Genomic DNA, 12,608 nt, shown 5'->3' with positions numbered 1-12,608 from the left:
GTGGTAGCCCCTCCTGCGTGGGCAGGTGAGGGCGTACTAGGCTTCAGGTCGTGATTGTCGAATTGTCCGGGCACTCGTTGCTGGTGTTCGTCGGGATTCCTGCCCTCGTCATCGCCGTGCTGGCGCTGCTGGTGTTCGCGTCGTCGATCGCGAGCGGCCCGCGGTACCGCCCGGGCCTGTCCTGGTGGGCCCCGCCGGTCTGGATCAACGGACCGACGGCGACCAAGCCGGACCCGGCCCACCTGCCCGAGCTGCCTGAGCTGACCAGTGCACCGGGTGTCACCGCGACCACAGCGACCGCCACCGGCGTCGCCCGCACGCTCGGAGGCGCAAGTGCCAGCTGGTGACGCATTCACCCCCGACCAGCTCTACGACATCGAGCGGGCCGTCCGGCACGCCGAGGAGACCTCCGGCCTGCACTTCTCGGTATACGTCGGCGGTGCGGACTCGGAGACCCGCCCGTTCGCGATCGAGCTGCTGAACGAGCTCGACGACCCGGACAGCAGCGTCCTGGTGTACGTCGACCCGGCCGGCCGCCGGCTGGAGATCGTCGTCGGCTCCCTGGCCAGGCGGCAGCTGTCGGACTCGTCGGCCGGTCTCGCCGCGCTGACGATGCAGACGTCGTTCGCGACCGGTGACCTCACCGGCGGACTCGTCACCGGCGTCCAGCAGCTGGGTGCGCACGCCCACCAGCCGCCGCTGCTGCACGCGAACAACGAGCCGCACAAGCTCTGACGTGGCCGCGGCCCTGCAGCCACGTCGCATCGACCTGGACGACGCCGTACTGCGTCCGTTCGTCGCGTCCGACGAGGCTGCGGTGGCCCTGGCGCTGCAGGATCCGGGCATCCTGCGCTGGACCGCCGGCACGGCGGTGATCAGCACACCCGCCGACAAGCGCGCCCGCCGCTGGCTGGAGCCGCGGATCGACGGCTGGGCGCGCGGCAACGCGGTCTTCGCGATCGCGGACGCGACGACCGATCAGGTGCTCGGCAGCGTGACCCTGCGGGACGTCCACCGCGTCCCCGACCAGGCGGTCGCGGCGTACTGGGTGAGCCCGCTCGCCCGTGGCCGGCGGCTCGGTGCCCGCGCGCTCGACGCGGCCGCGCGCTGGGGTTTCGCGGCGGACGGCCTCCGGCTGCACCGCATCTCGCTCGACCACGCGCTGGTCAACGAGGGGTCATGTCGTGTCGCCGAGCGCGCCGGGTTCCGGCTCGAGGGCGTGATGCGCGACTACTACGTCGAGCCGACCGGGCAGCGGCACGACTCGCACCTGCACGCCCGGCTGGCGACGGACGCCGTACCTCAGCCGGCCGGTTCGTAGGTCGGGCACGGGCTCTGGTACGCCGCCTGCGTGCGCGGGTCCAGGCACAGGTTCAGCATCTGCTCCGAGGACGCGCCCGGGCCGAGGTAGACCATCCAGGTGCCGGTGACCGGCGTCAACGAGCTGTTCGTGAGGCCGGGGTACTGACCGTCGACCAGCATGGCCTTCGCCGGGATGCCGGCGCGCGTGATCCGGGCGGCGGTCTCCTTGGCCGTGTCGCCCGCATCGGCCGGGTACTTGTCCAGCATCGCGATCCACTGGCCGCGCTTGAACTTCGGCGAGGTCGGCCCGGTGTTCACCGCCGGCGGGGTCGTCGAGGTCACCGTCGGCTTCGGCGCCGTCGCGGACACCGGCGGCTTACGGTCAGCCTTGGTGACGCTCCCGGTCGCGCTCGCGCTGGGCGCGGGCGGCGCGGCGGCGCCGCTGTCGGTCCCCGAACCCATCCGCAACCCGTCGGCGGGCGTGTCCGAGTCCGTGCCCCGGGTGAGGATGAACGCGAACACCGCGACCATCGCCAGGCTCGCCACGATCGCGGCGCCGATCGCACTGCGCGATCGCTGGGCCTTACGCGGTCGCGCGGCGGGCGCGTTCCGGCGGGCGGCAGGCCGCTGCTGCTGTCTCCGGGCCGCCCGGGCAGGCGGCTTCCGGTGGTCGACGCGACTCACGGCAAGGGCCCCTCCCCAGACACCCTGATGGACAAATCCCCCGCAGCTTAAACCGAACGACCGAATAAGTGAGGGTCCTTCAGGTGGTAAGAATCTCTTTCCGCAGAAGACGATCGCGCATCGCGCACACTTCCTCACGATCTGCCGACCAACAATCGTTTGACTTCACGGGTAGCGTTCGCGCTACCACTGTCCGGTTCCGGAGGCGATGGTTACCGTCCGGCGGCACAAGGCGCTCGTCACGACCGTGGTCCTGCAGCTCGTCGCCGAACGCCGGATGCTCCTCGACGACCCGGTGGAGAAGTGGCTGCCGGGTCTCGTCCAGGGCAACGGGTACGACGGCCCACACGGAGGAGGAGATCGTCCGCGCCGGGCTCGGCCACCCGCCGGAGTTCCAGCCGGGCCAGGGCTGGAGCTACTCCAACACCGGGTACGACCTCGTCGGCCTGGTCATCAAGGCGGTCACCGGACGAACCTGGTACGACGAGGTCGACCGGCGCATCGTCCGCCCGCTGGGGCTGCGCGACACGTACTTCCCCGGCACCGACCCGCGCATCGCCGAGCCGCACGCGCACGGCTACACCCGCTTCACCGCCGGCGAGTACACCGACACGACCGAGCTGATCGACGCGGACGCGTCCGGCGGGTACATCTCCACGCTGAAGGACCTGGACGTCATCGTGCGGGCCCTGTTCGACGGACGGCTCCTCGGGCCCGCGCAACGACGGGAGATGATGCGGACCGTCCCGACCGACGGCAGCGCGGACGAGTTCTGGCCGAACGCCCGCTACGGCCTGGGCCTGTTCTCCAGCGACCTGCCGTGCGGCGGCACCGTGTGGATCCCGAGCGGTGACCAGATCGGCTACAAGACCCGCACCGGCGTCCTCCCCGGCGGCCGCCGCAGCGTCGTCGTCTCGATGTCGAGCCAGCTGAACGACTCGATGCCGGCCGCGCTCGCCCAGGAGCAGGCAGCCAAGCACCTCATCGACAACGCGCTCTGCCCAGCAGCTCGCTGAGAAAGCGTCTACGTGCCGGAAGGTATGCCGTCGGGGCGTGGGGTGGGGCGGGTGTCGAGGACGTCGTCGAGCCAGGCGTCGACGTCGACGTCGGCCGACAGGATGTTCTTCACGTACGACGCGCGCTCGTGGCTGAGGACCTCGAGTTCCCAGACGCAGGGTGCGGCGCCGATCGGGGCCGGGCGCAGGTCCTCGACGTCCATGCCGCTGAAGATGCTGAGGCGCGACTGGAAGTCCTTCGCCCAGCTCTGCACGACCAGGTAGATGCCGTCGTCGCCCAGGTGCAGTACGACGACGCCGAGACCGACGGCGCCCATCGCGTCGTCGAACTCGAGCTGCCGGGTGGCCGTACCACGGGCTAGGTCGACCATGTGGTCGTCCCACTGCCGTCCGCGGGCTGTGACGACGTACGGCTTCACCAGACGGTGGGTGAACCGCCAGGGCATCAGTGGGGTGACGGGTCGGGGTCGGTACGCCTCTGCGAGTCCGGTCAGCGCAACAGCTGCCGCACCAGCCAAGGCGGGATCAGAGGCGGGCACCGACCCAGTCTTACCGCACGGCGAGGTTCAAAGCGACAGGGCCGGTCCCAGGATGAGACCGGCCCTGTCGGAGGGTTTGTCAGGCGACGATGTCCTTCGCCTGCGCGGCGATCGCGCGGGTCAGATCGGCCTGGGCCTCCGTGACGTACCGGAGCGTCGGAGCGTCGACGGACGACGACTCCACGGCCAGCCAGCCGGTCAGCGCGTCCAGCGCCGCCTGGTCGGCCAGGTGCCGCGGCGACAGGTACACGAGCACGTTCTCGCCCATTGACGAGCCGAGCCGCGTGTACACGTCCTTGGCCGCGTTCAGGTACTTGTCGACGTACGGCCGCAGCAGGTCCTCCTGGCCCGGCTGCTGGAAGCCGAGGATGGTCCGGAACTGGGTCTCGTTCGGGGTGTCCTCGGACTCGACGGCGACCCGCCAGGCCTCTTCCTTCGCCTCCGCGGTCGGCCGGGCGGCACGGGCCTGGGCGGCCCGCTCCTGACCGGTGATCGTGGTGTCGCGGGTGAGCTCGTCGTCGATCTCGTCAGCACCGATCCGGCCGAGCCTGGCCAGCGCCACGATCAGCGTCCAGCGCAGGTCGGTGTCGACGGCCAGGCGCTGCGGCAGGTCGCGACCCTCCAGCCAGCCGGCGAGGCGGTCGGCGCCGCCCTCGGAGAACACCGCCGAGCTGTAGGCCCGGACGAACGCCAGCTGGTGGTCGCTGCCCGGCTCCGAGTCGGCGACCAGCCCGGCCAGCGCCTCCTCGAACTGCGCGCGCAGGGCGGGCCGGTTCTGCGGAGCGGCGTACTGGTTGATCGCGCTGCTCGCCTGGTTGAGCAGGGAGCGGACACCGGTCAGGTCGGTCTCGGCCCGGATGCCGCGCAGCACGATGCCGACGTACTGGCTGGCCGGCATCTCGGCGTCCCGGGTCATGTCCCATGCCGAGCCCCAGGCGAGTGCCCTCGGCAACGACTCGGTGAGCTGGTCGATCGACTCCACCAGCGTCGCGCGGGAGCGCTCGTCGAGCCGGATCTTGGCGTAGGTGAGGTCGTCGTCGTTCAGCAGCACCAGGTCCGGCTGGGTCGCGCCGGTCAGCTCCGGGAGCTCGGTGCGCGGGCCGTCGATGTCCACCTCGAACCGCTCGGTCCGGACCAGACCGGCGTCGGTCCGCCGGTACAGGCCGACCGCGAGCCGGTGCGGCCGCAGGACCGGGAACTTCTCGGTCGCGGTCTGCTCGATCGCGAACGACGTGAACGCGCCCTGGTCGTCGACGGCGAAGTCGGCGCGCAACGTGTTCACGCCGGCGGTCCGCAGCCAGCGCTCGGTCCAGTCGTCGAGGTCGCGGCCGGACGCCTTCTCCAGCGGCTTCAGCAGGTCGGCGAGCTCGGTGTTGGAGAACGCGTGGTCCTTGAAGTACTCCTTCAGCGCACTGACGAAGGTGTCCTCACCGACGAACGCGACCAGTTGGCGCAGCGTCGAGGCGCCCTTGGCGTAGGTGATGCCGTCGAAGTTCACCTCGACAGCGTGGAAGTCGATCATGTCGGCCGCGATCGGGTGCGTCGACGGCAGCTGGTCCTGCCGGTACGCCCAGTTCTTACGGGCGTTGCAGAACGTCGTCCACGCGTCGGCGTACTTCGTCGTCGCGACTACTTGCGCCCAGTGGCTGGCCCACTCGGCGAACGACTCGTTCAGCCACAGGTCGTCCCACCAGGTCATCGTCACCAGGTCGCCGAACCACATGTGCGCCAGCTCGTGCAGCACGGTGTTGGCGCGCGCCTCCATCTCCGCGTGCGTCGTCCGGCTGCGGAACAGGTACTCGTCGCGCAGCGTCACGCAGCCCGCGTTCTCCATCGCGCCCATGTTGTACTCCGGCACGAAGGCCTGGTCGTACTTGTGGAACGGGTACGGCGTACCGAACGCTTCCTCGAACAGCGCGAAGCCCTGCTTGGTGACCTCGAACAGGTCGTCGACGTCCAGCGCGTCCTTCAGCGACGGCCGGCACAGCAGCGACAGCGGGTACGTCCCGTGCGGCCCTTCGTACACGTCCGTGACCACGTGGTACGGACCCGCGACGACCGCGGTGATGTAGGTGGAGATCCGCTCGGTCGGCGGGAACTCCCAGCGGGCCAGCTCCTCGCCGTCCGCGCCCTGGTACGGCGTGGGCTCGGGCGTCGGGGCGTTCGAGATGACGACCCAGCGGGCCGGTGCGGAGACGGTGAAGGTGAACGGGGCCTTGAGGTCGGGCTGCTCGAAGGTGGCGAACACCCGGCGGGCGTCCGGCACCTCGAACTGGGTGTAGAGGTAGGTCTCCTTGTCGGCCGGGTCGACCGAGCGGTGCAGCCCTTCACCGGTCCGTGAGTACAGGCAGTCCGCCACCACGGTGAGCTCGTTGCGCTCCGCCAGCCCGTCGAGCTGGATCCGGGCGCCGTCGTACACGGTGTCCGGGTCGAGGGCGACGCCGTTCAGGGTCACCTCGCGGACCTTGTCCGCGATCAGGTCGGCGAACGTGCTCGCGCCGGCCTCGGCGGCGAACGTGATGGTGGTCACCGACGGGTAGGTCGGTGCACCGGTCGGGGCGTTGGCCAGATCGAGCTCGACCGCATAGCTCACGTCGCTGACCACGCCCGCACGGGAACGCGCCTCGTCGCGCGTCAGGTTGGTTCCAGGCATGTCGGCATCCTATGCACCTGGCACACGGGTTGGCTGAGGGTTTCCCCCCGACATTGGGTATTGGATACCGAGTCGGTATAACCGTTGTTTCAACTTTGTATGATGGTGAATATGACTGCCTCCGCCGATTTCTGGTTCGACCCGGCCTGCCCCTGGGCCTGGATGACGTCTCGCTGGATGCTCGAGGTCGAGCAGGTCCGGGACGTGAAGACGACCTGGCACGTGATGAGCCTCGCCGTCCTGAACGACGGCCGTGACGAGCTCGACGAGAAGTACAAGGCCAATCTCCGCAACCTTTGGGGTCCGGTCCGGGTGCTGATCGCCGCCGAGCAGGCGCACGGCAACGAGATCCTGCTGCCGCTCTACACCGCGCTCGGCACCCGCATCCACGTCGAAGGCCGCGGCGTCGGCGACGGCAAGGGTGATGTGGTTCGCGAAGCCCTGGAAGAGGTCGGGTTGCCGGCGTCGCTGATCGAGGCGGCCGACACCGACCGGTACGACGACGCGCTGAAGAAGTCGCACCACGCGGGGATGGACCAGGTCGGCATGGAGGTCGGCACCCCGGTGATCTCCGTCGAGGGCACCGCGTTCTTCGGCCCGGTGGTCACGCCGGCGCCCAAGGGCGAGGCGGCCGGCAAGCTCTGGGACGGCGTCCGGCTGGTGGCCGGCACCGAGGGCTTCTTCGAGATCAAGCGCACCCGGGACCGCGGCCCGATCTTCGACTGACGGTTCAGGGGTTGAACTTTCACCGCCCAGGCGGTGAAAGTTACTCACTCGTGAGTCCGTCCAGCAGTGAGTGGGTTTCAGATGACCTTGGCCGCCGGTGTCGCCGTGTTCGACCGCCAGACCGGACAGTTCGTCCACCAGCACGACGCGGATCGGCGTTTCCGGTCCGCGTCGGTGGTGAAGTTGCTGATCGCGCTGGACTTCTTCTGGCAGCGGGGACCGGACTACGACGTACCGCCCGACGACGGGAAGCGTCTCGAGGTCATGTTGCGCAGCAGCGACGACGACGCGGCGAGCTACTACTGGGACCAGTTGGGCGGCGCGGCGATCGTGGACCGCATGGCCGAGCGACTCGGCCTGCGGCACACGGCCGGCCCACCGCCCAGCCACCCGGGCTTCTGGGGGTACGTCGCGATCACCGCCGCCGACACGGTGCGGATCTACCGCTACCTGCTGGAGGACGCGCCGCAGCCCGTCCGCAAGTACGTGATGGGCCAGCTGCACCAGGCGACCCGCTACGGCACGGACGGCTTCGACCAGTACTTCGGGATCGCCTCGGTGTTCGAGGACGGCTACAGCCTCAAGCAGGGCTGGTCCGGCTTCCACGGATCCAGCGGGTACCGGTCCGACCGGGCGAAACCGGAGTCCGTGGTCGACCTGGTGAACGACGCGCTGCACACGACCGGCACGGTCGGCCCGGACGACCGGAGCATCGTCGCGGTCTTCACGCTGCACCAGAGCGGGACGCCGTACGAGCAGGCGTACGCCGCGGTGACGGAGTTGACCGCGGCCCTGACAGTGCCAGGCGGCGTTCGCGTGCGGAAGGCTGACAAGTAGATTGCGGGCCATGCGAGTGCACATCGGCTCCGACCATGCCGGCTTCGAACTCAAGAACCACCTGGTGCAGCACCTGACGGCTGCCGGGCACGACGTCGTGGACCACGGTCCGGCGGTGTACGACGCCGTCGACGACTACCCGCCGTACTGCCTGCGCACGGGTCAGGCAGTGGCCGGGGAGACGGGCAGCCTGGGCATCGTGATCGGCGGCTCGGGCAACGGCGAGCAGATCGCCGCGAACAAGGTGAAGGGTGTCCGGGCGGTGCTGGCCTGGAGCGCCGACACCGCGCGGCTCGGCCGCGAGCACAACAACGCCAACGTGATCAGCGTCGGCGCCCGGATGCACACCGAGGAGGAGGCCACCTCGTTCGTCGAGACGTTCCTGGCGACCGACTACTCCGGCGAGGAGCGGCACACCCGGCGGATCGAGATGCTGTCCGCCTACGAGTCGACCGGCGAGCTCCCGCCGCTGCCCTGATCGTCGTGCTCGTCCGGATCGGTGCCCGGGAGAACAGGGCGGCGTACGACAGGCTGACGGGGCCGCGAGACGTCGCGGGCCCGCATGCTCCGGCCGGTACCGACCACGGCCGGAGTGGGCGGACCCGTCCGGCCCCCTCTGGATCCATCTGTCGTCCCCATAAGAGGAATCATGCCTGAAGGCCACACGCTGCACCGGCTGGCGAACGACGTCTGGGACGCGTTCGGCGGCCGTCCGGTCCGGGCGTCGAGTCCGCAGGGCCGGTTCGCCGAGGGCGCCGCGCTGCTCGACGGGCACCTGCTGCGCCGGACCGAGGCGCACGGCAAGCACTTCCTGGCCGACTTCGAGGGCGCGGGCTGGCTGCACATCCACCTCGGCCTGATCGGCAAGATGGACATCCGCCCGGCACCCGTGCCCGAACCCGTCGGTCAGGTCCGGCTGCGGCTGCAGAACGCCACGGCGTACGCCGACCTGCGCGGCGCGACCGTGTGCGAGGTGATCACCGACGAGGAGCGCGACAGGCTGCTCGGCCGGCTCGGTCCGGACCCGCTGCGTGACGACGCGGATCCGGACCTGGCATGGAACCGCATCCACCGTAGCAAGTTGCCGATCGGTCAGCTGCTGATGAACCAGGACGTGCTGAGCGGGGTCGGCAACGTGTATCGCGCCGAGGTGCTGTTCCGGGCCAAACTGAACCCGATGACGCCGGGCAACGTGGTGAAGAAGCGCGAGTGGCAGGGCATGTGGGACGACCTGCTCGCGCTGATGAAGTACGGCGTGGAGACCGGGCGGATCGACACCGTTGCCGACGACCACACCCCGGAGGCGATGGGCCGTGACCCGCGCCGCGACGACCATGGTGGCGAGGTCTACGTCTACCGGCGCCGGGGGCAACGCTGTTTCGTCTGCCAGTCGGTGATCCGGACGAAGATTCTCGCGGGCCGTAACTTGTTCTGGTGCCCCAGGTGCCAGCGAACCGGTCTCACTCGCAAGAGCTGACAATCATCGGTTGTGTTTCGAATTGATGCAGGGACCGATCGGTACCGTTATCTTCTTCACACCATGAAGAAGAGCGGCGGACTCGCGCTGATACGACGCATCGGCCGCCGGGTCGAGGCGCTGGGTCGTCGTGCCCGCCGCTCGCACCGCGTCGCCTTCGCGGCGCTGATGCTGGTGCAGCTGCTGATTTCCATCGCGAGCCTGGCCTGGTCGACGTTCGTGCCCGCGTCGTTCCTGATCGTCCCGCTGGTCGTCGGCGGCGTACTGCTCCGGTTCGGGGAACTGGTCGCGCTGACCGGGATCACCACCACCTTCGGCGCGTACGTCGTGCTGTCGCGCGGCCTGACGCTGCCGCGGATCGGCTTCGTGCTGGTGCTCGTGATCGTCGGCTGGATCATGATCACCAGCGCCAAGGTGCGCAGCCGGCTCGGTGTGCCCGGGACGCGCGGCGAGTCGATGCTGATGGAGCTGCGGGACACGCTCACCGCCCAGGGCGAGCTGCCGACGCTGCCGCCCGGCTGGCGGGTCGAGGTCGCGATCCAGTCCGCGGGCGGGTCGACGTTCTCCGGCGACTTCGTCGTGTCGACGGTGCACGAGCACGTGCTCGAGGTGGCGCTGGTCGATGTCTCCGGCAAGGGCATCGACGCCGGGACGCGGGCGCTGTTGCTGTCCGGGGCGTTCGGCGGGCTGCTGGGCGTCGTACCGGAGGAGGATTTCCTGTCCTCGGCGAACCGGTACATCCGGCGGCAGGAGTGGGACGACGACTTCGCGACCGTCGTGCACGTCGTGCTCGACCTGCGGACGGGCGACTTCGACGTACGGACGGCCGGGCATCCGCCGGCGATCCAGTTCGACGCGTGGTCGGGGCGGTGGCAGACCCGGGACACGGACGGGCCGCTGCTCGGGCTGGTGGAGACGCCCGAGTTCGAGGTGAACCACGGGCAGCTGAAGCTCGGGGACGCCTTGTTCCTGTACAGCGACGGGATGGTGGAGACGCCGCGGCAGGACATCGGCCGCGGCACGGACCGGCTGGCGGGGCACGCGGAGCGGCTGGTGGGCCAGGGCTTCCTGGGCGCGGCCGCGGAGCTGGTCGCGACGGCCGGCGGGCCGGGGGACGACTCGGCGATCGTCATCATCCACCGCATGGCGCATGCCTGAGGCAACCAAGTCTCTCGTTGTCAATCCCCGAATTCGTTGACATGGGCAACGAGCGGGTCATACTGCTGCTGAGATGTCCGCCCGCCGTATGACCATGGACGAGACAGGGGACTGGGGATGGTCGTCAAGGGGGTTCGTGCTCGCGCTGCCGCGATGGTGGCAGTCGCCGGAGCGCTCACGGTTCTGATCGGCGCCGCCGCGATGGTCGTGCGGCCGGGCGGGGACGCCGTACCCGCCGGTGCGGCGATGGCCGCGCCGCCGGGCAACAACGGCACGATCAAGATCGAAGGGGTGGACGTCGACAGCGGGCCGCCGGACAACAACCCGCATCAGGGGTGCACGTTCACGGTCGAGTTCTACAACTACGAGCAGGGGCCGTACAACGCGCAGGTGATCTTCCAGGACCAGGCGCCGACGAGCGACGGCGGGCTGCAGGTGGTGTCGGGCGATCTGAGCCCGTTCATCGGCGGCGATCCGGCCGGCGGCGGCAACGACCTGGACGCGCGGCAGGAGTACACCCTGAAGTTCACCGGCCAGCCGCACCCGGTCCAGGGCTACCACGTCAAGATCACCATCCACGCCCCGGGTTCGAACGGCAACGACACCAAACACAAGGTCTTCTGGGTCAAGGGCTGCGACGCCCCACCCCCCACCACACCTCCGACGACGCCTCCGACGACGCCTCCGACGACGCCTCCGACGACGCCTCCGACGACGCCTCCGACGACGCCGCCGACGACGCCGCCGACGACGCCCGCGGCCACGCCATCGACGGCGCCGACGCGTCACCCGAGTTCGGTGAGTACCGGCGTACCGACTGCTGTGAATGCTGGACTGGCCGGTCCGCCGGCTCGTCCGGTCGCGGCGACCGACGACGGCAACCGATCTGAAACCGGCGGGATTCTGATGACGCTCGGCGGCATGCTGCTCGCCGGCGGCACCATCGCCTCACTCCGCCGCCACGGCCGCCACACCAGATAGCAACCTCGAACCGCGCCGTGTCCACAGGCCTCGTCAGCGGGACCTGTGGACAACCGCGCGACACGCAGGCCAATCGTTACCGAACAAGCTTGACTGCTGTAACGAAACCGAAATACTTCTTCGAGGCCTACCCCCTGCACTCGTTCGAGGACGGAAATGACCCACACGGGCGTTCGCTCCCGCGCGACCGGCATCTTCGCCGGCGCCGGAGCGCTCTCACTGCTTCTCGGCGCAACGGCTCTGCTCGTCGCGCCTTCCGCCAACGCCGACCAGACCAGCGGATCGCACAACCCGCCAGGCAACAACGGGACGGTGAAGATCGAAGGCGCCGACATCCAGAGCGGCCCGCCGGACAACAACCCGCACCAGGGCTGCACGTTCACTGTCGAGTTCTACAACTACGACAAGGACGACTCGTACAAGGCCAAGGTCACGTTCGAGGACCAGGCCCCGACCGCGGATGCCGGCCTGCAGGTGGTGTCCGGCAACCTGAACCCGTTCATCGGCGAGGACGAGGCCGGCGGTGGCACCGACCTGGACGCGCGTGAGGTGTACACGCTGAAGTTCAGCGGCGAGCCGCACCCGCAGCAGGGCTACCACGTGAAGCTGACCGTGAACGCCCCCGGCTCGATCGGCGCCGACAAGAAGCACAAGGTCTTCTGGGTCGAGGGCTGCAGCACTCCGCCCACCACGCCGCCGACGACTCCGCCGACCACCACGGACACCCCGCCGACGACACCTCCGACCACGCCGCCGACCACGACGGATACCCCGCCAACCACGCCGCCGACGACCCCGCCGACGACAACGGACACTCCGACGACGCCGCCGACCTCGCCGACCGAGTCGCCCACCACGCCCACCACGACGGACACGCCGCCCGCGACGCCGACGGACACGCCGTCCTCTCCGGGTACGTCGACGAGCCCGTCGAGCACGCCCGGGGCCACCGAGTCGACGCCGGTCTCCGACGTGCCGAGTGACACGCCGACCGCCGGTGTGCCGACCGAGGTCGACGCCGGCTTCGGCGGCACCAACGCGAACTCCGTTGCCAGCAGCAACAGCCCGTTCGGCCTCGCAGGCGGCCTGCTCCTCGCAGCCGGCGGCGTCATGCTGGCCGGCGCCGGCGTAGTCACCTTCCGCCGCCGCGGCAAGCACACCGCCTAACACCCCAACCGCGGCCGCCCTACTCCACAGGGCGGCCGCACCCCACTTCCACCGCCCTGCTCCACCGC

At 69.8% G+C, this 12,608-nt stretch carries 14 protein-coding genes; 11 read left to right on the top strand and 3 right to left on the bottom strand.

Translation table 11 applies throughout. The features are described 5' to 3' along the window. Positions 1-50: 50 nt before the first annotated feature. Genes ABZW60_RS34490 through ABZW60_RS34480 form a run of 3 tightly spaced genes read left to right on the top strand, consistent with a single transcriptional unit; the run spans position 51 to position 1,321 of the window. A complete protein-coding gene (locus ABZW60_RS34490) occupies positions 51-347 on the top strand; it encodes a hypothetical protein (protein WP_355484113.1) in 297 nt (98 codons plus the stop codon). Beyond that, positions 334-735, top strand: a complete 402-nt coding sequence (locus ABZW60_RS34485; protein WP_355484111.1) for a DUF5130 family protein — start codon at positions 334-336, stop codon at positions 733-735. The genes ABZW60_RS34490 and ABZW60_RS34485 overlap by 14 nt, the downstream gene beginning before the upstream one ends. Before the next feature lies 1 nt (position 736). Then, on the top strand, positions 737-1,321 hold the full coding sequence (locus ABZW60_RS34480; protein WP_355484109.1) for a GNAT family protein: 585 nt from the start codon (positions 737-739) through the stop codon (positions 1,319-1,321). Here the strand turns inward: ABZW60_RS34480 and ABZW60_RS34475 are convergent. After that, complete coding sequence (locus ABZW60_RS34475; protein WP_355484107.1) at positions 1,303-1,986, bottom strand: hypothetical protein; 684 nt, start codon at positions 1,984-1,986, stop codon at positions 1,303-1,305. The genes ABZW60_RS34480 and ABZW60_RS34475 overlap by 19 nt on opposite strands. 83 nt (positions 1,987-2,069) lie before the next feature. Between ABZW60_RS34475 and ABZW60_RS34470 the strand changes: the two genes are divergently transcribed. Next, positions 2,070-3,002: a serine hydrolase domain-containing protein gene (locus ABZW60_RS34470; protein ID WP_355484105.1), complete on the top strand. Its 933-nt coding sequence runs from the start codon at positions 2,070-2,072 to the stop codon at positions 3,000-3,002. An 8-nt stretch (positions 3,003-3,010) separates the two neighbouring features. Here ABZW60_RS34470 and ABZW60_RS34465 read toward each other — a convergent pair whose 3' ends face one another. Continuing rightward, a complete protein-coding gene (locus ABZW60_RS34465; RefSeq protein WP_355484103.1) occupies positions 3,011-3,541 on the bottom strand; it encodes a hypothetical protein in 531 nt (176 codons plus the stop codon). A gap of 79 nt (positions 3,542-3,620) precedes the next feature. Next, the gene (pepN, locus tag ABZW60_RS34460) at positions 3,621-6,194 is read right to left on the bottom strand and encodes an aminopeptidase N (protein WP_355484101.1); all 2,574 of its coding nucleotides are present in this window, start codon (positions 6,192-6,194) and stop codon (positions 3,621-3,623) included. Positions 6,195-6,305: 111 nt separating this feature from the next. Between pepN and ABZW60_RS34455 the strand changes: the two genes are divergently transcribed. The 7 genes from ABZW60_RS34455 (at position 6,306) to ABZW60_RS34425 (ending at position 12,540) form a co-directional block, all read left to right on the top strand. Further along, positions 6,306-6,920, top strand: a complete 615-nt coding sequence (locus ABZW60_RS34455) for a DsbA family protein (protein ID WP_355484099.1) — start codon at positions 6,306-6,308, stop codon at positions 6,918-6,920. Positions 6,921-7,001: 81 nt separating this feature from the next. Beyond that, the gene (locus tag ABZW60_RS34450) at positions 7,002-7,757 is read left to right on the top strand and encodes a hypothetical protein (RefSeq protein ID WP_355484097.1); all 756 of its coding nucleotides are present in this window, start codon (positions 7,002-7,004) and stop codon (positions 7,755-7,757) included. Positions 7,758-7,767: 10 nt separating this feature from the next. Further along, positions 7,768-8,235 carry a ribose-5-phosphate isomerase gene (locus tag ABZW60_RS34445; protein WP_355484096.1) on the top strand — a complete coding sequence of 156 codons (468 nt, stop codon included), beginning with the start codon at positions 7,768-7,770 and terminating at the stop codon, positions 8,233-8,235. Between the two features lie 171 nt (positions 8,236-8,406). Further along, positions 8,407-9,234, top strand: coding sequence for a DNA-formamidopyrimidine glycosylase family protein (locus ABZW60_RS34440; protein ID WP_355484094.1), 828 nt, complete (start codon positions 8,407-8,409; stop codon positions 9,232-9,234). Positions 9,235-9,297: 63 nt separating this feature from the next. Beyond that, positions 9,298-10,392: a PP2C family protein-serine/threonine phosphatase gene (locus tag ABZW60_RS34435; protein WP_355484091.1), complete on the top strand. Its 1,095-nt coding sequence runs from the start codon at positions 9,298-9,300 to the stop codon at positions 10,390-10,392. 117 nt (positions 10,393-10,509) lie between these two features. Next, positions 10,510-11,373: a hypothetical protein gene (locus ABZW60_RS34430; RefSeq protein ID WP_355484089.1), complete on the top strand. Its 864-nt coding sequence runs from the start codon at positions 10,510-10,512 to the stop codon at positions 11,371-11,373. Between the two features lie 156 nt (positions 11,374-11,529). Beyond that, positions 11,530-12,540, top strand: coding sequence for a hypothetical protein (locus ABZW60_RS34425; protein WP_355484088.1), 1,011 nt, complete (start codon positions 11,530-11,532; stop codon positions 12,538-12,540). Positions 12,541-12,608: the final 68 nt, after the last annotated feature.

Source organism: Kribbella sp. NPDC003557 (assembly GCF_040610805.1).
Taxonomy (GTDB): Bacteria; Actinomycetota; Actinomycetes; order Propionibacteriales; family Kribbellaceae; genus Kribbella.
Note: the sequence above shows the minus strand (reverse complement) of the source record. Positions and strands in the feature narration are given on the sequence as shown.

What these genes read in the sequence shown, in the direction of transcription:
- ABZW60_RS34440 (WP_355484094.1), top strand. Translation starts at nt 8,407, where the DNA reads ATGCCTGAAGGCCACACGCTGCACCGGCTGGCGAACGACGTCTGGGAC.
- pepN (WP_355484101.1), bottom strand. Translation starts at nt 6,194, where the DNA reads ATGCCTGGAACCAACCTGACGCGCGACGAGGCGCGTTCCCGTGCGGGC.
- ABZW60_RS34430 (WP_355484089.1), top strand. Translation starts at nt 10,510, where the DNA reads ATGGTCGTCAAGGGGGTTCGTGCTCGCGCTGCCGCGATGGTGGCAGTC.
- ABZW60_RS34435 (WP_355484091.1), top strand. Translation starts at nt 9,298, where the DNA reads ATGAAGAAGAGCGGCGGACTCGCGCTGATACGACGCATCGGCCGCCGG.
- ABZW60_RS34455 (WP_355484099.1), top strand. Translation starts at nt 6,306, where the DNA reads ATGACTGCCTCCGCCGATTTCTGGTTCGACCCGGCCTGCCCCTGGGCC.
- ABZW60_RS34425 (WP_355484088.1), top strand. Translation starts at nt 11,530, where the DNA reads ATGACCCACACGGGCGTTCGCTCCCGCGCGACCGGCATCTTCGCCGGC.
- ABZW60_RS34445 (WP_355484096.1), top strand. Translation starts at nt 7,768, where the DNA reads ATGCGAGTGCACATCGGCTCCGACCATGCCGGCTTCGAACTCAAGAAC.
- ABZW60_RS34450 (WP_355484097.1), top strand. Translation starts at nt 7,002, where the DNA reads ATGACCTTGGCCGCCGGTGTCGCCGTGTTCGACCGCCAGACCGGACAG.